At 47.0% G+C, this 23,221-nt stretch carries 3 protein-coding genes; 1 reads left to right on the forward strand and 2 read right to left on the reverse strand.

The window, feature by feature from the left end:
• The first annotated feature begins 14 nt into the window (after positions 1–14).
• Positions 15–911 (forward strand): sigma-70 family RNA polymerase sigma factor, encoded by an 897-nt coding sequence (locus tag AC3CKG_RS24075; RefSeq protein WP_102294801.1) that lies wholly within the window; start codon positions 15–17, stop codon positions 909–911.
• Between the two features lie 185 nt (positions 912–1,096).
• Here the strand turns inward: AC3CKG_RS24075 and AC3CKG_RS24080 are convergent, their stop codons facing one another.
• Positions 1,097–1,450: a hypothetical protein gene (locus AC3CKG_RS24080; protein WP_488529523.1), complete on the reverse strand. Its 354-nt coding sequence runs from the start codon at positions 1,448–1,450 to the stop codon at positions 1,097–1,099.
• A 184-nt stretch (positions 1,451–1,634) separates the two neighbouring features.
• On the reverse strand, positions 1,635–23,159 hold the full coding sequence (locus AC3CKG_RS24085; protein ID WP_488529524.1) for a tandem-95 repeat protein: 21,525 nt from the start codon (positions 23,157–23,159) through the stop codon (positions 1,635–1,637).
• Positions 23,160–23,221: the final 62 nt, after the last annotated feature.

Genomic DNA, 23,221 nt, shown 5'->3' on the forward strand with positions numbered 1-23,221 from the left:
AAAAGGACAAGGAAATGAACAATGACAGTTTTGCTGCGTTTCAGGGGCTCACGAATGAAACTCCCATTAAAGAATCATTTTCTACTGCTACAGAACCTTATGCTCACTATCTAAAGGATATTGTGGGCATTGATCTGTTGTCGCGTGAAGATGAATTGTATTACGCAAAGTTGAATCGTGCGGGTGACAAACAAGCGCGCGATGTAATGATCGAATCAAACCTACGCCTCGTTGTAAAAATCGCAAAAAGTTATCTAAAACGCAAAGGCAACAACTTCACACTGCTCGACCTCATCGAAGAAGGGAATATTGGCTTGATCAAGGCCATCGATAAGTACGATCCAGAACCTGGCTATCGTTTTTCGACTTATGCTGTGTGGTGGATTCGCGAAAATATTGAAGCGGCTTTAATGAATAAAGGTCGTACCGTTCGCTTACCTGCTCATGTGTGCAAAGAAATTAATAGCCTTGCATCAAAGAAGCTCGATGTAAGCAAAAAAATGCGTAAAGAAATCTCGATCTCAGAATTATCGAATAGCTCAGGCGTAAAAGCTGAACGTGTCGATCAACTGGTCGCGTTAAGCGGGTTTATTGATGTAACAACAACGGTTGGTATCAGCCACGCACCACTTGTACTTGAACAGTGCGAAAGTGAATACATCCCCGACCCTCAACAAGATTGTGAAGACCAATCATTTACACATGCGCTAGAGCAGATCATAAACACACTGCCACCTAAATTGCAGAAGGTTCTTATTCACCGTTTTGGTTTCTTCGATAACAACGTGAAGACGCTATCCGAAGTGGGAGAAATGTTGGATGTAAATGTGTCTAATGAGCGAGTTAGACAGATGCAGAAAGAAGCGGTCGAGAGAATTCAAAAACGACTGAAATTTGATGGTTGGGTGTAAGTGGCACCTGTATAGAATTAGGTGAAAATAACGGCCAGTAAAAACTGTAACGTTAAGTAAATAAAGAACCTTAAGGGTGAGCCTCAAAGCTTGCCCTTTTTGTTTGCCTACTTTCTTAGCAAACTTAAGTCCTCATAAACATTCAAAACAAGCAATCATGATCAGCGAACCTAGACTGCTTTTAATCACCTTAACGAAGTGGCTCTTTCGCTGCGTAGAATGAGGTAATTAACATAGGTGGTTTCAAGGCAATCTTGTTCCCACAAAGATAGGATACGCTTAGTGGCAAAGTAATAGTCTCTGTTCCTCAATAACATGCCAACAGTGCGGCTAAGTTTCTCAAATCGAACTTGGTCGCTTGCCGAAATGTAATCGTCATCACTTTGAATAATGGGAGCCAAACCATCGGCAAACCAATTATTTAGAATTTCTCGCATCTCCAATTCAGACTCAGGAACATCCACACTCGACAACTCACGATGTTGAGGTGGTGGCACGATGTATCTCGACGCTTGTGGCGAACTGACATATCGATACATGTCGTCCCTCCTTTTAATTAACTCTTCTAATAATTAAGGACATTTTTATCTGTTCTCAAGTTTATTTAGCGAGACAAAAACAAATAAAAAAGCCACGCAAAGGCGACTCTGCATGGCTTTAACGAGGGCAACATTACGCTGCCCTGTCTGATTATAAGTTCAAAGGAGAACTGAACTCGTTAGGTTAAATTGAACTTTGATCGAAGTCGTTGCCTTGATCAGTGCCAGTTTGAGAATCTGAATCGAAGCTTCCAGAGTCGTCCGTGAAGTCAACACCTTGATCTTGACCACCAGAACTTGTCCAATCGCTACCGCCGGATTCCATACCCGCCATGTCTGGTTGCTGCTCTTGGGTAGAACCTTGCATGGTGTATTGATCATCAACCTCAACTTCAACAGAACCGCTCGCGCCGTCAATTGATCCACCCAATTCGTCGTAACCTTGGAATTGGATTTCACTAGTACCTTCGTAGCCCTCCGGAAGTTCAACCGATACAGACTGATCTAAGTTACCGCTGATTGTGAAGCTACCATCACCGTTATCCAGTGCGTTACTCACAGTAGCTCCCTCAGGTAAGCCAGACATTTCAGCATAGTCAACCGATTCGTTACCACTCACCTCATCTGGAATTGAGATAGAGATGGTATCGCCCGGAGCCGCCGTTACATCAGCCACGCTGTCTTCGGCGTCGGCTTCAGTATCTTGAGCTTGGTCATCAGCTTGTTGTGCCACTTCCACTTGCTGCTCTTCTGTTGCTTGAGCAGCTTGAACTTGTGGTTCATCACTTTGTACTGAATCATCGGCTACTTGGATACTTAAGCTATGGCTCGACACCTCACCACCATCGTTAACGTCGACATTCATCGCTAAGTTGCCGTCAAAGTCTTCGTTTGGCCAGTAAGTCCACTCACCTTCGCCAGATTCAGCAAAGAAGCCTGCATCGTTCGCGTCTGCAACATCAACAACTTGTGCAGAATCACTCACGCCTAACTCATCCACCAGCTGTGACTCGGTGATAGTTAGTGATCCGTCATCAGCTAAGACATAACCTTCACTCGCCGCTGCTTCATCGCCACCTTGAATATCCACATTGAAGAAGCTTTCGATGCGATTTTCGCCATCAGTCGCTATAAACCCAACTTGAACATCGCCGGTGTAGTCTTCAGCAGGTGTGAATTGATAGTTACCTTGGTTATCGCTCTCAATTACGCCCTGACCTTCCATCAAGCTCACTGACTCTATGCTCAAGCTATCGCCTTCTGCATCGGTCAGGTTCGCTAACATGTCTTCATCAGTAAACGACAAGGTTGCATCGGCTGCGATTTCAGTGGTTGTGATGCTGTTAACTTCTGGTGCTGCATTCTCTTGTGAATCGCCCTCTTTCACGACCACGCCAGTCTGCTCATCATGAAGCACGCCATCTTTATCAACTACGTAAGCAATGTCTGCTTCGCCAGTGAAACCTGGTGCTGGTGTGAACGTCCAAGTGCCATCGCCATTATCGACAATCTCACCTTGGCTGCGGTCGGCAAGATGAACCAGTTTCACTTCATCGTCGCTGTCTGCATCCACATTCTCAGCCAATCCGATTAGATCATCAGCGGTTAAGATGATGGAATCACCCGCCACGGTCTCGAAGTCACCAGAATCGATGCCATCTTCAAACGCTTCAGGCTCATCTCCGTAATCAACCGTTGTTGCACTTACTGTTACAAAGAACTCACCATGGAAGTCCTCAGGAGGCGTCATTTGAATGTTTGAGATATCCCAGTCGAACAGGTCGATGTATTGACCCGGCTCAGTGATCATCACGGTATTCACACCATCGGTTACCTCGAATCCAACAGGGAAACCTGTCATCACTAGGTTACTTAGCGTTTCTGAATCATCGACTAGTCCAACATTCAATCCTAAGTGACCGGTTTCATCTTCACCGAACACTAATGGACCGTCATGGTCAGTTGAAATAACCGCACCATCTGCGACAGGACGTACGTACACAGGAACATCGAGAACCGTTTCGAATTCACCATCACTCACGACAACTTGTAGGTCAGAGACGCCTGCAAAGTCACCTGTTGGTGTGAATGTCCAAGTACCATCACCGTTGTCTGTTACTTCACCACCATCTTCACCGTCTGCGGTAATAATGCGTGAAACAACAAGGTCAGCAGTATCAATGTCACCGAACAAGTTCATCAAGTCGCCAGCATCGAAGGTGAACGCGCCATCTTCGTTTGTGGTCATCATTGCGTTGCCGACGTTAAACGGTGCGTCGTTAACAGGAATGACATCCACATTCAGCGAGCCATCAACCACTTCTTCACCGTCAGTTGCTTGATAACCGAGTTCTACTAAGCCATTAAAGTCTTGAGTAGTAACTAAGTGATACATGCCGTCTGGTTGCTGAGTTAAGGTCGCATTCGCTGGAGCTCGAACTGTGATGCTCTCGATGCTGATCTCGTCGCCATCAAGGTCTGTGACTTGATCCGCGATGTAAGCTGGGTCAATCACCATGACCACATCTTCTTCGCCTTGCATCTCAATCATTGGTGCTTCAGGTGCATCGTTCACTGGCGTGACATCGATGCTACCGTCGACTGAAATTGTCTCTTGGCCATCACTAACATTAAACGTCATCGGCACATCGCCATTGAAGTTTTCGTTTGGTGTAAATGACCAAGTACCATCTTCGTTGTCTAGCAACTCACCCAAGCTAGGGTCGATTTGTAGACCAGAAGCTGACAGCTCGTCTGCGGTGTTATCTATATCCGTCGCCTGAGCCAACAACATGTCTTGTGTGATAAGAATGGTGCTGTCTTCGGCTGTGGTTAGTTTCACATCCTCCGACTCAGGTCCATCATTCACAGCCAGAACTTCGATGCCTGCCGTTGTTGTCGCTGTTGCACCGTCATCGTCGGTTACAACCACATCTAGGCTGATATCACCGTTAAAGTTCTCACTCGGCGTGAAGGTCACCGAACCATCATCATTTTGAACCAATGCGCCGTCAGAGCCAGTGTAAGTCACGCTTTCAAGCGACACTTCACCATCAACGTCTGAGCTGTTCGCAATCAACTGCTCAGGGCTAATAGTAATCGTGCCATCTTCGTTCATCTGGTAAGACGTTGAACCCGCCACTGGTGCATCATTCACATCCGTTACGGTCACATCAATACTGGCATCGACTGTCTCAGTGCCATCAGACACTGTGAAGCCAAGGTTTACATCGCCATTGAAGTTCTCGTTTGGAGCAAAGCTGTAAGTGCCATCACCGTTATCAGTGAACACACCTTCAGCGCCCGTGTAAGACACATCCGTAATAGACAGGTCATCTCCGTCGATGTCTGCAGCGCCTGCTAGTAAGTCTGCATCCGTGAAGGTTAGCGTTCCATCTTCCTCAACGGTGAAGCTTTGGTCAGCAGCTGTTGGTAAGTCATTAACAGGGTTAACCGTTAAGTCGACGCCTGCTTGAACAGTTTCAAGGCCATCTGACACATCGAAGCTTAGGTCTATGTCGCCGTTGAAGTCAGCATCAGGAGTGATAGTAAATGAACCATCATCGTTCGCTGTTACAGTCGCATTATCGCCTGCAGATAGGTTGCTTGCGGTCAGTGCATCACCATCAACATCGGATGCGTTAGCCAGCAACTGCTCTTGAGATAACGTAATTGAACCGTCTTCATCAACCGAGTAAGCCACGTTTCCAGCCACTGGTGCGTCGTTAACTGCAATGACTTCAATACCAGCGGTAGTCTGAGCCGTTGCACCATCGTCATCAATAACCGTCACATCAAGGTTGATGTCGCCGTTAAAGTTTTCGTTTGGTGCGAACGTTACCGAACCATCTTCATTTTGAACCAAGATACCGTCTGCACCTGAGTAGCTCACGCTATCAAGCGACACTTCACCGTCCACATCGGAGCTATTAGCAATCAACTGCTCAGGGCTCAATGTGATGGTGCCATCTTCGTTCATTTGGTAAGACGTTGCGCCTGCCACTGGAGCATCATTAACGTCTGTTACCGTTACGTCGATATTTGCACCAACCGTCTCTGTACCGTCAGATACTGAGAAGTCCAGACTTACATCACCGTTGAAGTTCTCGTTTGGTGCAAAGGTGTAAGTACCATCGCCATTGTCGGTAAACACACCCTCTGCGCCAGTGTAAGAAACATCGGCAACTGAGAGCTCATCACCATCAATATCAGAAGCACCCGCTAGCAGTTGCTCGTCTGTAAAGGTAAGTGAACCGTCTTCTTCAATGGTGTAAGCGACATCTTCTACAACTGCGATGTCATTCACTGGATTCACAGTAAGGTCGGCTGTTGCAACAACCGTTTCAGTACCATCAGAAAGGTCGAAGCTAAGGTCAATGTCGCCATTGAAGTCAGCATCCGGTGTGATAGTAAATGAACCATCATCGTTTGCCGTTACTGTTGCGTTATCACCCGCGCTTAGGTTCGCAGCGGTGAGAACATCGCCGTCCACATCAGAAGCTTGAGCAAGCAGTTGCTCTTGGCTAAGCGTGATTGAACCATCTTCATCCACTGAGTAAGCCAAATCGCCAGATACTGGAGCATCGTTAACCGCGATAACTTCAATACCCGCGGTGGTTTCAGCCGTTGCACCCTCTTCATCAGCAACGATCACATCTAGACTGACATTACCATTGAAGTTTTCATTTGGTGCGAAGCTGTAAGTACCATCACCATTGTCGGTGAAGATACCGTCGGCACCTGAGTAGGAAACATCGCTAACGGATACATCACCCTCAATATCTGAGCTGTTTGCAAGAAGCTGTGCATCAGAAATAGTAATCACGCTATCTTCGTCAACACTGTAGGTCGTTGAACCTGCAACCGGTAGGTCATTGACGGCAATTACGTCGATGCCAGCGGTTGTTTCAGCGGTTGCGCCATCTTCATCCATAACAGACACATCAAGGCTGATGTCACCGTTGAAGTTTTCGTTTGGCGAGAAGGTGTAAGTACCATCACCATTATCAGTGAACACACCATCTGTGCCGCTGTAGCTGACATCGCTAACAAACACTTCCCCTTCAACATCTGAGCTGTTCGCCAGAAGTTGCGCATCGCTTAGGGTAATGCTGCCATCTTCTTCAACACTGTAAGCGGTGGTTCCAGCAACCGGTACGTCATTAATTGGCACAACTTGAACATCAATATTCGCCGATACAACATCCGTACCGTCACTCACATCGTAAGTTAGGTCGACGCTGCCATTGAAGTTCTCATTTGGAGCGAAGGTATAAGTGCCATCGCCGTTATCCGTAAACACACCTTCGGTGCCTTCGTAGTTAACAGATTCAACAGAAAGGTCGTCGCCATCGATATCCGTTGCACCAGCGAGTAACTGCTCATCAGTGAAGGTTAATGAGCCATCTTCATTGATGATGTAGTCATGGTCGTAAATAACCGAAAGGTCATTAACTGCTGTTACGGTAACGTCAAGTTCCGCAGGTGTAACCCCTCCGTTGCCATCGTCCACGTTGTAGCTAATGGAGAATTCACCGTTGAAGTTCTCTTCCGGAGTAATGGTGTAAGTGCCGTCACCATTGTCAGTGATAAGAGCGTTCTCAATTGAAACATCTCCAACACTTGGTTCGTTACCACCCGTCTCACCAGAATCATCACCTTCATCGCCGGTTAGCAATTCAGAGATATCAATGCTGTTTTCATTCGCAAGCGCTTCTTCTGCCGTTGGCAAATCAAACGCGTTTTGTGTACCGACATCTTGGCTTGGAACAATAACGCCGTTCACGATATCGAATACATGCCAGTGGTCACCCGATGGGTTTTCAGATAAGTCAGGACTAAAGGTTTCAACCAATGTATCGCCAACAAACACCTGAACCTGTACATCTTCAACACCATCCACATCCCAACTTCTGCTGGTGTAGTTGTGTACTGAATAGTGCATGTCAGCATCTTGATAATTTGGAATAGTGATGGTTTCAGGACCACCGCCATTCGTGTCATCCACATCTTGCTGAACGACATTACCTTCGCCCAAATCGTGGCTCATGTCGCGATAGTAAATATGGTCTAGCTCATTGCCATTTTCTGTATCGTAGAGCCATAGATGGTTGTCCATATCACGTGGGCTTTCACCCCATGTGACCACGATACGCATATCTGTTTCTTCAAGTACTTCAGATATTGCAGTTACGCCACCGTTGGTATCTTCACCAGCTGGAACTAGGAAGCTGCTAGTAATAGAGCCTTCTTGTTCAATAGTAACGGTACCTTGGTCAACAACAGGACCGCTCACAGAGTAGTTACCGGATTGATCGGTCACCGCTGTGTAAGAGTGACCCGCATTGTCGGTTAACGTCACATCCGCACCTGCGATTGGATTGCCAGTTTCAGCATCTAACACGGTACCGGTTACGGTTGTTTCATCACCCGGCTCTCCGATAATTGCGGTCATGTCATCGTCTTCGATGTCAGTTGCGAATTGTAGGAGTTCTTCTTGGGTAATGGTGTACGAACCATCCTCTTCAATGGTTATCGCCACATCAGCAGAAACAATTGGCGCGTCGTTAACTGGATCAACGGTTAAGCCCAAGTTAGCGGCAATTGGTGTGTCGCCATCGCTGATGCTGTAGGCAACATCGATGTAGCCATTGAAGTTCTCGCTTGGAGTGATTGAGAACGTGCCATCGCCATTGTCGACAATCGTTGCATCGTCACCCACTAAGGTTAAGTCGGAAGCGACAAGGTCATCGCCCTCAATATCAGCGGCATTCGCAAGTAGCTGCTCCTGCGTGATAGTGATGACATTATCTTCATCAACGTTCGCGTAAACATCGGATGTTGTTGGCAAGTCATTGACTGGGTTTACCGTCAGATCGGCATTCGCCACAATTGACTCAGTGCCATCCGAAATATCAAAGCTTAGGTCGATATCACCATTGAAGTTAGCATCTGGCGTTACCGTAAAGGTGCCATCGCCATTATCAACAACGGATGCATTATCGCCTGCGCTTAGATTGCTTGCAGTCAGGTCATCGCCATCCACATCGGATGCTTGAGATAGCAACTGATCTTGAGTCAGAGTAATAGAACCATCTTCATCAATGCTGTACGCCAAGTCGCCCGATACTGGTGGATCATTAATAGGCAGAACATCAATGCTTGCCGTTGTGGCTGTGGTTGCGCCATCCTCATCGGTCACCACCACATCGAGGCTAACATCGCCATCGAAGTTTGCGTTTGGCGCGAAGCTGAATGTTCCATCGCCATTATCAGTAAAGATGCCGTCAGCGCCTGTGTAGTTAACGCTATCAATCGCCACTTCACCTTCAATATCGGAAGAGTTCGCCAACAGTTGCTCTGCACTGATGGTGATAACTTCGTCTTCATTCACTGAGTAGCTGGTAGAACCTGCGATTGGCGGATCGTTCACCTCAAGTACGGTGATTCCTGCTGTGGTCGCTTCTGTTGCTCCTTCTTCATCGGTAACAACAACCGCTAAGCTCACATCACCATTGAAGTTCTCGTTTGGTGAGAAGGTGTAAGTTCCGTCACCGTTGTCTTCGAACACACCGTCACTGCCAGTGTAAGTCACGCTATCAATCGCAACCTCACCTTCAATGTCTGAAGAGTTGGCTAATAGCTGTTCGTTACTGATCGTGATTGAGTTGTCTTCATGCACAGTGTAAGACGTACCACCCGCCACTGGTGGATCGTTCTCTGGCGTCACACTCACATCAATGTTGGCTTGAACCGTATCTGTGCCATCTGACACATCAAAGCTGAAGTTCACATCACCATTGAAGTTCTCGTTTGGCGCAAAGCTGTAGCTTCCGTCGCCATTATCAGTAAGAACACCATCAGCACCCGTGTATGTCACACCTTCTACCGTCAGGTCATCACCTTCAACATCCGTTGCACCTGTTAACAGGTCAGCGTCAGTGAAGTTAAGAACCCCATCTTCACCAATAGTGAATGCTTGGTCTTGTGGCTCTGGCGCGTCATTGACTGGTGTTACCGTCAAGTCTAGGCCAGCAGCGACCATCTCTTCCCCATCGGTGACATCGTAACTAAACTCGATATTACCGTTAAAGTTTTCACTCGGAGTAATGGTGAAGCTGCCATCGTCGTTCATTTCAACGGTCGCATTTTCGTCATTAGTGGTTAGGTTGATTGCGGATAGATCATCACCATCAATGTCGACAGCGTGCTCTAGCAACTGCTCTTGAGTTAGCGTGATACTGTTGTCTTCGGCCGTAACGGCACTGATGTCACCATCAACTTCTGGAGCATCATTCGCTGGCGAGATGTGAATCGTCACATCTTGTGTTGCCGTTGCGGTGGTGCCCGTATCAACATCAGTCGATGTCGCATTGACCGTTAGTACCACATCACCATTGAAATCACCTGAAGGGATAAACTCTAGCCCTTCTAGCTCGCCTGGTTGCAATGACCATGTGCCATCACCGTTATCGGTACCTGCAGAAAGCGAGCTGCCTTCCGGCACGTCTTCAATCAAGATAGCGAGGTTTTCTGAGCCATCGGTATCAGTTAACGCCGCATCAATATCCAGTGGTACTGGCGTATCTTCGGTACCAATAATTTGGTAATCCGCATCAGACACTGTGATTTCAATGTTATCGATGCCAAACGACTCATCACTCACACCTTGGTTCAAGGTTGAACCGAAGCCTAACTCAAGTTGGCCATCTTCAACTGGTACCGTTAGGTTGATTTGGTGTGCTTGGTCGTTCCAACCACTGAAGCCTTCACCTTGCGACACGCCATGAACGACTTCACCCACTTCATTGCCAGCGGAATCGTACAACGTTGTCGTGCCATCTTCGGTACGGAACGCAGAGTTATCTAACGAGGTAAGCTCTTCGCCACCGACAAAGATTTGGAATGACTCACCATCCCAAGAATCAATTTCGTAGAAACTGAACGAGATATTAACTTCGCTCACATCACTTGGAATGTCGTAAATTTTGCTGACTGCTTCATCGCCACCAGTGCCACCAATACGACCTAGCATGTCACCTGATTCGAAGCCTTGTGAGCTTTCAGTGCCCGCATTCCAGCCGTTCGAGCCAGACTCGAAGTTGTCTGAAGCAATCACCAAGTCAGACGCAATCGACAGCTCTGGCATATCAACCACAGATTGAACATCAATCGTCGCTTCTGCTGGTACTATCGCTGTGCCGTCATTCACATCGAAGGTCACATTCACATTGCCATCGAAGTTTTCATTCGGAGCAAATGTGTAGGTGCCGTCGCCGTTATCAACCAGTGAACCACTGTCAGAAGCGACATTTTCAACCGATAAATTATCGCCATCAATATCGCCTGCATTTTGCAGCAGTTGCTCTTCTGTGAAGGTAAAGCTCGTGTCTTCTTGAGTCACAAACTGTGGCTCACCGACAGTTGGCAAGTCATTGACAGGGTTAACGGTAAGATCAGCCGTTGCTTGAAGCGTCGCATCACCATCGGTAATGTCGAAGTTCAAATCAATGTCGCCATTGAAGTTCGCATCTGGTGTGATAGTAAAGCTACCGTCATCGTTTGCAGTGACGGTCGCATCACCACCAACGGTCAGGTTAGCCGCTGTTAAGTCATCGCCGTCAACATCACTCGCTTGAGCAAGTAATTGCTCTTGGCTCAACGTAATTGAACCATCTTCGTCCACGCTGTACGCCAAGTCGCCCGATACCGGAGCATCGTTCACAGGCAGAACATCAATGTTTGCAGTGGTAGCTGCGGTTGCGCCGTCTTCATCGGTCACTACTACGTCTAGACTTACGTCACCGTCGAAGTTTGCGTTTGGTGCGAAGCTGAATGTTCCATCGCCATTGTCAGTAAATATGCCGTCAGCGCCTGTGTAGTTAACGCTATCAATCGCCACTTCACCTTCAATATCAGAAGAAGCATTCGCCAACAGTTGCTCTGAACTGATGGTGATAACTTCGTCTTCGTTCACTGAGTAGCTGGTTGAACCCGCAATTGGTGGATCATTCACCTCAAGTACAGTAATACCCGCGGTTGTCGCTTCTGTTGCACCTTCTTCATCGGTAACGACAACATCTAGGCTAACTTCACCGTTGAAGTTTTCGTTTGGTGAGAAGGTGTAAGTACCGTCACCGTTGTCTTCAAAGACACCATCAGCGCCAGTGTAAGTCACGCTATCGACTGCCACTTCACCTTCAATGTCTGAAGAGTTAGCGAGTAACTGTTCGTCGCTGATGGTAATTGAGTTGTCTTCATGAACGGTGTAAGACGTGCTCCCCGCAACAGGCGGATCGTTCTCTGGTGTCACGCTGACATCAATGTTGGCTTGAACCGTATCCGTGCCATCTGACACATCAAAACTGAAGTTCACATCACCATTGAAGTTCTCGTTTGGCGCAAAGCTGTAGCTTCCGTCGCCATTGTCAGTAAGAACACCGTCGGCGCCTGTGTAAGTCACGCTTTCAACCGATAGGTCATCCCCATCGATATCGGTAGCACCTGTTAGCAAGTCTTCATCTGTGAAGTTCAAGATGCCGTCTTCGCCAATGCTGAACGTTTGATCTTGTGGTTGTGGAAGGTCATTAACTGGATTAACGGTGAGGTCAGCCGTCGCAACCAGCGTGTCTGTACCGTCGCTAATGTCGAACGTTAGGTCAATGTCGCCATTGAAGTTCGCATCTGGCGTAATGGTAAAGCTACCATCATCGTTAGCAACAACTGTCGCGTCTCCATCAACCATTAAGTTAGAAGCAGTAAGGTCGTCTCCGTCTACATCGTTAGCTTGAGAAAGAAGTTGCTCTTGGCTCAAGGTAATTGAACCGTCTTCCTCTACGCTGTATGCCAAGTCTCCTGATACTGGAACATCATTGATTGGTAAGACATCAACCGTAATATGAGTATCAACTTGAGCGCCGTCTTCATCTTGAATGGTCACATTCAACTGCACTTGGCCGTTGAAGTTTTCATTCGGTGCAAAGCTACATGTGCCGTCACCATTGATTGAGAAGATTCCGTCTGGGCCGTCGTAGTTGATCTCAACAAGTTGTACGTCACCTTCAATATCAGAGGCGTTCAGCAGAACTTGAGACTCATTAAAGGTCAGTACCGAGTCTTCATCGATAGTGTAAGACGTTGGGCCAGCAACTGGCGGATCGTTCACTTCTAGAACCGTAATGCCCGCAGTCGTCGATACGGCTGCATCGTCTTCATCCACAACAACCACATCTAGGCTAACTTCGCCATTAAAGTTTTCGTTTGGAGAGAAGGTGTATGTGCCGTTACCGTTGATTTCAAGCACACCATCACTACCACTGTAAGTCACGCTATCAATCGCTACTTCCCCTTCAATATCTGAAGAGTTCGCTAGCAATTGTTCGTTACTGATCGTGATGGAGTTGTCTTCATGAACCGTGTAAGACGTGCTACCCGCGACAGGTGGATCATTCTCTGGCGTCACGCTGACATCAATGTTAGCGGTTACCGTATCGGTACCATCTGATACATTGAACGAGAAGTTTACATCGCCATTGAAGTTTTCGTTTGGCGCGAAGCTGTATGTACCATCGCCATTATCGGTTAGAACACCATCTGCGCCAGTGTAAGTCACACCTTCAACGCTTAGGTCGTCCCCTTCAATGTCCGTCGCACCTGTTAATAGGTCTTGGTCTGTGAAGGTTAATACACCATCTTCATTGACTGTAAATGCTTGGTCTTGTGCTTCTGGACCATCGTTCACTGGTGAAACAGTTAGCTCTAGATTGGTAGAGACAACATCATCACCATCAGACACATCAAACGTAAAGCTAACATCGCCATTGAAGTCAGCATCTGGCGTTAATGTGTAAGTACCATCACCGTTATCTGTGATAGTTACGCTGTCGTCATCAGTCGCTAAGTTAAGCGCTGTTAGTTGGTCGCCATCTAAATCGCGAGCATTGGCTAACAAGTCTTCTTGCGTGATGATGATAGAGCCATCTTCTTCCACTGTTGCTGCAACAGGAAGTGCTTCAGGTGCATGCTCAATGTGTGCGCCTGTCGCGTTAATGTAGATGGTTTGAGAAACCGTTTCAGAATCATCATTCGATAGCTCTGTTGCGGTTGCGGTTACATGAACTTCAAGCTGTTCGTTGAAGTCTTCTGGTAACTGGATCTGTAGCGCATTTTCGATAGCCGTTGTTGGTAAGTTCACCGTACCATCAGGGCCAACCGTCACTTCACCGCTGTAGATTTGGCTGTTCACTTCACCGACATCGATTGTGAAGTTGAAGTCTGAATAGTCGGCATCACCGCCGCCATACAAATCTTCAAATCCGTAAACGAGTTCGCCGTCTTCATTAACCGTGGTACGCGTATGTTCGATACCATCTTGGTTTAACTGAGAGCTTGAACCACCATGGAAGATCGCGTCGCCATTCTGCCCTTGAACTACGGTTTCAGTTCCATCAGCCGCAACAAATACAAGTTGAGGATCAACCGTATCCATGTTTGCAGGCGAACCATCCGCGGCACGGAACTCGTACTGACCTTCCTGCATCGCGTCAAAGTCATTGTGCTGATGTCCGTTTGGAATCAAGAACAGATTGAAACTTTCACCTTCTTCAACTTGGAAGCTGAACTGGTCTTGTCCTGGAACAAGGTCACCACCGCCACCAACTTGTGATGCGTTTTCGTAAACAACTTCAACACCTGTGATGTTGCCGTCTTCATCGACTTTGTAGTAACCCGCTGCGTTTTGGTATCCCGCAGTTTCACCTTCAAACGTTACTGTGATTTCAGTATCGTTGTAACTGGTGATACCGTTTTCTTGGTCATTCAGAACGCCTTCATTATCGTATTGAATAACCGAACCTTCAGGAACACCATCCACAGTTACCGTCAGTGTCTCTGATAGATCTTGGTCTACTAACGCGGCCGCAATATTAAGCTCAACAATGCCGCCAGGCTCAACCAGAATTGCTTCATCATCAACGTTAACGCCGTCGCCATCGGTTATCACAAGATCCGGCGCATCCGCGACCGCTTCAATATGAACGCTAAGGTCTTGTTCTACCTCATCCGTACCGTCGGTCACAGTAAAGCTAAACTGCAAATCACCACTGAAATGCTCTTCAGGAACGAAGCTAAACGTGCCGTCACCATTGTCGGTGACTGTACCTTCATCACCAGAGTAATTGATGCTGGTAACGCTAAGGTCATCGCCATCAATATCAATCGCACCGCTCAATAGATCTTCTTGAGTGAACAGGATGCTGCCATCCTCTTCAATGTGGTACATGCCTGGGGCAACAATTGGAATGTCATTCACCGGATTCACGGTCAATGTCATGTCATTGACGGTACTGAGTTCACCATCACTCACTTCATACGTGAATGCGATATCACCATTAAAGTTTTCCGACGGTGTCACTGTGTAAGTACCATCGCCATTGTCTACGATACTTGCATTCGGATCGTTGGTTTCTAGCGCGCTCGCAAACAGCTCATCACCATCTTGATCACTCGCGTTCTCCAGCAACATCGCTTGTGTAACGAGAATTGAACCATCTTCGTCGACATCCGCAACCATTGGCGTTGCTTCTGGAGCATCATTAACGAACTCAACTTTTAGGTCGATGTTTGCAGCCACCACGTCGGTGCCGTCACTCACATCAAACGTTAAGTCAACATTGCCGAAGAAGCCCTGCTCTGGCGTTAATGTGTATGTGCCATCACCATTGTCTGTCACATCTACCGTATCACTCGCACTTGTCACGTTCAGTACGGAAAGCTCATCACCTTCAACATCTGTCGCTTGTGCTAATAGTTCAGCTTCTGTAATAGTGATCGCTTGACCATCTTCCGTTGTGAAAGACATGTCTGGAACGTCTGGTGCATCATTGATTGGGTTTACGGTTAGGTTAAGGTCAGCTGCAACAGTTTCGATCGCGTCAGTGACATCGTAAGTAAATTCAATCTCACCAAAGAAATCAGCACTTGGTGTAATCGTGAAACTACCGTCTGAGTTTTCTACGATAACCGCATTTGGATCGTTGGTCGCAAAGTTAACCGCTTCAAGGTTATCGCCATCGACATCCGTTGCATTCGCCAACAGATCCTCTTGAGTGATAGTGATTGAACCATCTTCATCAACAGCGGCTTCAATTGGGCCGCTAACTTCAGGGCCTTCGTTGACAATTTCAACGTCGACTCTAGCGGTACTTGGTGCACTCGCTTGACCGTCACTAATATCGAAAGTCAGATTCACTTCACCGTAGAAGTCCTCTGCAGGTTCGAATGTGAAAGTATTGTCTCCATTGTCCGTTAATGTACCTTGTGATTGGTCAACAAGCAGTAGATTCTCAACATGCAAGATATCGCCATCAACATCGGTCGCGCCAGACAATAGGTCTTTCGCTTCGATGATCATAGAGCCGTTTTCAAGCATTTGGGTGTGCAATGGCTCGCCCGGAACCGGCACATCATTAACAGGTACAACGGTCAGATCTAGATGGGTTGCAACTTCATCGGTGCCATCGAATACCTTGTAATCAATGTCGATTTCACCATTGAAGTTTTCATTCGGCATGAAGGTAAATGTACCATCACCATTGTCGATTAAATCACCGTCATCACCGCCGTAAGTGATGTCAGAAATAGACAGCGCATCACCCTCTACATCTGTAGTGTTCGCCAGTAAATCATCAGCACTGAACGTAATACCTTGGTCTTCGTCTGTCGATAGAACCATTGGACCAGAAACGATTGGCGCATCATTCACCGACTCAAAGTTGATGTTAATGATGTTGTCATCAGTCAGTTCACCATCAGAAACTTGGTAACCCAGCTCAATTTCACCGTAGAAGTTTTCATCTGGTGTCACCGTCCAAGTACCATCACCGTTGTCAGTCAGTGTTGCATGCTCTGAGTTTTCACCCACCAGCTCAAGATTTTGAATATCAAGATCATCGCCATCGATATCTGATGCTTGTGCCAGTAACTGTTCTTCAGTAATCACGACAGAAGCAAACTGAGTTGAACCTTCAGTATCGATAGTGATATTCGGAAGATCAGCCGTTAGCTCGATTTCGTTGTCACCGGCATGGATGTTCAATTCAACCGTTTCGGTGATTTCTGAACCGTCTACGCCAATCGATGTGAACACGGCTTCATCATGACAAGTTTGTGACACTGTCATGTTTTGAACAACATAAGTACCATTTCCTTGAACTGTACCCAGTTCAAAGTAAGACACAGGTTGATCAACGGTTAGCGTGTAGTCTGTCTCGAAAGTACCACGGTCTTCTTTGTGGTAAGTCATCGAGTCAATCATGTCACCGTCTTCATTGAAGGCGCGAATTTCGACTTCAGTAAAGTGACGAGACTCTTCCATGAACCAGCCACCCAAACCATCTAGGTGGAAGCTGATTTCATTGATGTCTTGACCTTCAACCGAGATAGTCAGTTTTTCATCACCACTCAAGCCTTGACGGTCAGTATCACCGATACCATGACCAATGTGCGTATTCCCATTCCATGCACCAAGAGGATCATCGTTACTTTGAACCGTAACCGTTAAGTCGCCATCCGAGAACTCACGAGTGTAAGGGTCAACTTCTGTGCCCCAATCGTCAACGCTCGCGTTATCATCGAAGGTACCAATTTGTGTGGTATGCGTGCCTTCAGCTAAAGCGTCTTCACTTGGTACAAAGCGTACTTCTGTATCGGCAGGAACTTCTTGCCCAACTTCGAGTACTACCCACTCATTATCAAGATTAGCTTCGATAATGCCGTTTTCTGGTGCTTGGTCTAGACGCAGTGCGGGCTCTTCACGAAGCGTTACGCCAACCGTTTGGTCTTCTTGCGCTTGGATGAAGATCTCTTCGCCCGCTTCTGGCGCATCATTAACTGGATTAACCGTTAGGTCGAGTGTGGTCAGGACTTCATTGTCACCATCACTGATGCTGTATGTGAAATCTAACTCGCCATTGAAGTTCTCGGTATGCGTGATAGTGAATGAACCATCGTCATTAGCAACAATTGTCGCGTCAGGGTCGTTGGTTTGAAGGTTAGACGCCGTTAACTCATCACCCTCAACGTCAGTAGCATTCGCAAGCAACTGTTCTTGAGTAATAGTGATTGAATTATCTTCGTCGACTTCGGCTTCAATACCGGACGTTTCAGGGCCGTCATTGACAGCGATGACATCAATGCCCGCTGTCGTTGTCGCCGTTGCACCGTCTTCGTCAACGACAACAACGTTTAGTGAGATGTCTCCGTCGAAGTTTTCATTTGGCGTGAAGGTGTAGGTGCCATTGCCGTTATCAACGAACGAACCATCGTCACCAGCGTAAGTTACACTCGATAGAGCAACATCACCCTCTACATCTGAAGAGTTCGCTAATAGCTGTTCATTACTGATCGTGATTTGGCCATCTTCTTGAACTGTATAAGCTGTCGAGCCCGCTACAGGAGGATCGTTCTCCGGCGTTACACTTACATCAATATGGGCGGCTGTTGAACCCGTGCCATCAGAAACATCAAATGAGAATTGAACATCACCATTGAAGTTCTCGTTTGGTGCAAAGCTGTAAGTGCCGTCACCATTATCACTAAGAACACCATCAGCGCCCGTGTAGAGCACGTTTTCAATCGACAGCTCATCACCATCAATATCTGACGCACCTGCAAGTAGGTCAGCATCGGTAAATAGTAACGTACCGTCTTCTTCAATCGTGAACTGTTGATCTTGTGCTTGTGGCAAGTCATTCAACGGGTTCACTGTGATATCAAGACCAACTTGAACCTCACCACCATCGTTATCGATGATATCGAAACTCAAGTCTAGGTCGCCGTTGTAATCAGCGTCTGGTGTAATGGTGTAGCTACCATCGTCGTTTTGTTGGATGGTTGCGTTTTCATCGGTCGAAAGGTTAATAGCTTCTAGGTTTTCGCTATCAATATCACCAGCTCGCGCCAATAACTGATCTTGGCTTAGTGTGATTGAGCTGTCTTCATTTATGGTGTAAGCCAAATCGCCCGATACTGGTGGATCGTTAATTGGCAGTACATCAACATTAATCTGTGTCTCTACCGTCGCACCATCTTCATCTTGAATGGTCACACCCAGTTGAACCTGACCATTGAAGTTTTCGTTTGGTGCAAAGCTACATGTACCATCACCATTTACAGTGAAGATACCGTCTTCCCCATCGTAATTGATGCCGACTAGTTCTACATCACCTTCAACATCAGAGGCATTCACTAGAATCTGAGATTCGCTGAACGTCAGTACCGAATCTTCATCAATGGTGTATGACGTTGGGCCTGCGACTGGTGGATCATTCACTTCTAGAACGGTAATGCCCGCGGTGGTCTCATCAATCGAACCGTCTTCATCAGCAACAATAACGTCAAGGCTGATATCGCCACTGAAGTTTTCATTAGGAAGGAAGGTATAACTGCCGTCACCATTGTCTTGGAACACACCATCGGTGCCACTGTAAGTCACGCTATCAACCGATACCGCGCCTTCAACGTCAGAAGAGTTTGCTAACAATTGCTCATCAGAAATTGTGATGGCGTTGTCTTCATTGACCATGTACGAGGTAGAGCCCGCAACGGGTGGATCGTTCTCTGGTGTCACGCTCACATCAATGTTTGCACTAACCGTTTCTGTGCCATCAGACACATCGAAACTGAAGTTGACATCACCATTGAAGTTTTCGTTTGGTGCAAAGGTATAAGTACCATCACCATGGTCTGTTAATACACCGTCACCGCCTGTGTAGCTGATGCCTTCTACGGTGAGGTCATCGCCATCAATATCGGTGGCACCGGTAAGTAAATCAGCATCTGTAAATTGCAGCGTACCATCTTCTGCAATACTGAATTGTTGATCTTGAGGAACCGGCAAGTCATTAACTGGATTAACCGTAAGATCGGCGGTAGCTTGAACCGTGTCAGTACCATCCGTGATGTTGAATTGAATATCAACGTCACCATTGAAGTTCGCATCTGGAACAATGGTAAAACTGCCATCATCATTAGCGGTTACCGTTGCGTTTCCATCAACCGTTAGGTCGCTCGCGGTTAGGTCTTCACCTTCAACATCGGACGCTTGAGACAACAGTTGATCTTGGCTCAATGTGATTGAACCGTCTTCGTTTACGTTATAAGCCAAATCACCCGATACTGGTGCATCGTTGATTGGCAGAACATCCACGTTGATGACGGTATCAACTTCTGCACCGTCTTCATCACGAATGGTCACATCAAGTTGAACTTGGCCATTAAAGTTCTCATTCGGAGCAAAGCTGCAAGTGCCATCACCATTTACCGAGAAGATACCGTCAGGGCCGTTGTAGTTAATACCAACAAGCTCAACATCCCCTTCTACATCAGAAGCATTCAGTAGCACTTGTGACTCACTGAAGGTCAGTACTGAGTCTTCATCAATGGTGTAAGACGTTGGGCCTGCGACTGGCGGATCATTCACTTCAAGTACGGTGATACCCGCAGTTGTCGCATCGGTTGCACCTTCTTCATCGGCAACCACTACATCTAGAGCAATTTCACCATTGAAGTTCTCGTTTGGCGAGAAGGTGTAAGTGCCGTTACCGTTGATTTCAAGTACACCATCACTACCCGAGTAAGTCACGCTGTCTATCGATACATCACCTTCAATATCTGAAGATGTTGCCAATAGTTGTGCATCAGAAATGGTAATCGAATTGTCTTCATTAACAGTGTAAGACGTAGAGCCAGCAACTGGCGGATCGTTCTCTGGAGTCACGCTAACATCAATGTTTGCAGACACCGTATCGGTGCCGTCTGAAACATCGAAACTAAAGTTCACGTCGCCATTGAAGTTTTCATTTGGCGCAAAGCTGTATGAGCCGTCACCATGGTCTGTCAGTACCCCATCAGTTCCTTCATAACTGATGCCTTCAACCGTTAAATCATCACCTTCGATATCGTTTGCACCAGTTAGCAGATCTGCATCAGTAAACTGCAGCGTACCGTCTTCTTCAATGCTGAACTGTTGATCTTGGGGAACTGGCAGGTCATTGATTGGGTTAACAGTTAAATCGGCAGAAGCTTGAACCGTGTTAGTGCCATCTGAGATATCAAAGCTGATATCGATGTCGCCATTGAAGTTCTCATCTGGCGTGATGGTAAAGCTGCCATCGTCGTTTTGAGTAACTGTCGCATCGCCACCAACCGTTAGGCCACTAGCAGTTAGGTCATCGCCTTCTACATCTGATGCTTGAGACAGCAATTGCTCTTGGCTTAGACGAATCGAACCGTCTTCATCGACTGAGTAAGCTAAGTCGCCAGATACTGGTGCATCATCAACCGCTGTTACGCTTACATCAATGTTTGCAGCAACCGTGTCTGTACCGTCTGATACATCGAAGCCGAAGTTTACATCACCATTGAAGTTTTCATTCGGAGCAAAGGTATATGTGCCGTTACCGTTATCAGTAAGGATACCGTCGCCACCATCGTAGGTAACGCCTTCAACGGTTAGGTTGTCGCCTTCAATGTCCGTCGCACCGGTTAACAAGTCGGCATCAGTGAAGATCAATGTGCCGTCTTCTTCAACACTGAACTGTTGATCTTGAGGAACTGGCAAGTCATTGATTGGGTTAACGGTTAAGTCAGCAGAAGCTTGAACCGTGTTAGTACCATCTGAAATATCAAAGCTGATATCGATATCGCCATTGAAGTTCTCATCTGGCGTGATGGTAAAACTGCCATCGTCGTTTTGAGTAACTGTCGCATCACCACCAACCGTTAGGCCACTAGCAGTTAGATCATCGCCTTCGACATCAGATGCTTGAGACAGTAATTGCTCTTGGCTTAAACGAATCGAACCGTCTTCATCGACTGAGTATGCAAGGTCGCCAGATACTGGTGCATCATCGACTGCTGTTACGCTTACATCAATGTTTGCAGCAACCGTGTCTGTACCGTCTGATACATCGAAGCTGAAGTTTACGTCACCATTGAAGTTCTCGTTTGGCGCAAAGGTGTACGTGCCATTACCGTTGTCGGTAAGAATACCGTCGCCGCCATCGTAGGTCACACCTTCAACCGTAAGGTTGTCACCTTCAATGTCTGTCGCGCCTGTTAATAGGTCAGCGTCAGTGAAGATAAGTGTGCCGTCTTCTTCAACACTGAACTGTTGATCTTGAGGAACTGGCAGGTCATTGATTGGGTTAACGGTTAAATCGGCAGAAGCTTGAACCGTGTTAGTGCCATCTGAGATATCAAAGCTGATATCAATGTCGCCATTGAAGTTCTCATCTGGCGTGATGGTAAAGCTGCCATCGTCGTTTTGAGTAACTGTCGCATCGCCACCCACCGTTAGGCCACTAGCAGTTAGATCATCGCCTTCTACATCAGATGCTTGAGACAGTAATTGCTCTTGGCTTAGACGAATCGAACCGTCTTCATCGACTGAGTAAGCAAGTTCGCCAGATACTGGTGCATCATCGACTGCTGTTACGCTTACATCGATGTTTGCCGCTACCGTATCGGTACCGTCAGATACATCGAAGCTGAAGTTTACATCACCATTGAAGTTCTCGTTTGGCGCAAAGGTATACGTGCCGTTACCGTTATCAGTAAGAATGCCATCGCCGCCATCGTAGGTAACGCCTTCCACAGTAAGGTTGTCACCTTCAATGTCGGTTGCACCCGTCAGGAGGTCTGCATCCGTGAAAACAAGTGTGCCATCTTCTTCTATTTCAAACGTTTTATCTTCTGGTATAGGTGCGTCATTAATAGGACGAACCGTTAAATCAATTGCGCTACTTATGGTTTCTTGGCCGTCACTGATATCGAAAGTAAGGTCTAGCTCGCCATTAAAGTCAGCGGAAGGTACGACTGTGAACGTACCGTCACCATTATCTTGAACCGTTGCATCTGCGCCAACTTGAACGTTTGAAGCAACAAGCTCATCACCATCAACATCACTTGCGTATTCGAGTAATTGTTCTTGAGTAAATGTTATGGAGCCATCTTCATCCATGATGTAAGCCAGATCTTGTTCAGCCTCCGGAGCATCATTCTCACTTTCCACTTTGATTTTGAACGTTTCACTTGTTGTCTCAGAATCAAAGTCATCTTCAACTTCACTGATGGTCTCTTCGTCAGAAGCTTGAACATCAACGGCGAATGTCTCTTCTACCGTCTGTGAATCTAAATCATCGTCCACTTGTTGGCTATCCGATTCAGAAGACGAAGAATTCGATGCAGCAGCAGTTCTCGCTGCTTCACCTTGTTCGTTATTACCCTCAGCGTTTGAAGAACCGCCCGAACCCGCAGCATTTTCGCCACCGACAGCTTGAGCGCCCGCGCCAGAATTACTGGCACCACCGCCAGCACCTTCTCCGCTACCAGAGGCAACACTGTCGACTACATTCGATTGTTCAGCGTCTGAACCTTCACTGCTTTCTGGAGAGTCTTCTTGTACCGCTCCGCCAGAAGCCGAAGCTTCTTCTGTATTACCAGCACCACTTGGATTGTCTTCCAACGCTTGGTTCACTTCGTCTGCCGCGTCGGTATTTTCAGCACCCGTCGCTACCGTCGACGCAATCGTGTTCTGTTGATTTTGTTGATTCTGCTGTTGGGAGGGCGTACCCGCGTCGTTCGTGTCCGTCTGTTCTACCGCGTCATTGAGATCTTCATTTTGGTTGTTTTGGTTATTTTCGCCTGCCATTACAGCCTCCGTTGCTACTAGCTAACTGATCGTATTTAGAGGCATTAAAGGACACCATTTTG

The organism is Vibrio sp. QJM3NY_15, assembly GCF_057785995.1.

Bases quoted from the DNA above. Each gene is read 5' to 3' on its own strand.
- AC3CKG_RS24075 (WP_102294801.1), top strand. From the start codon at position 15: ATGAACAATGACAGTTTTGCTGCGTTTCAGGGGCTCACGAATGAAACT.
- AC3CKG_RS24080 (WP_488529523.1), bottom strand. From the start codon at position 1,450: ATGTATCGATATGTCAGTTCGCCACAAGCGTCGAGATACATCGTGCCA.
- AC3CKG_RS24085 (WP_488529524.1), bottom strand. From the start codon at position 23,159: ATGGCAGGCGAAAATAACCAAAACAACCAAAATGAAGATCTCAATGAC.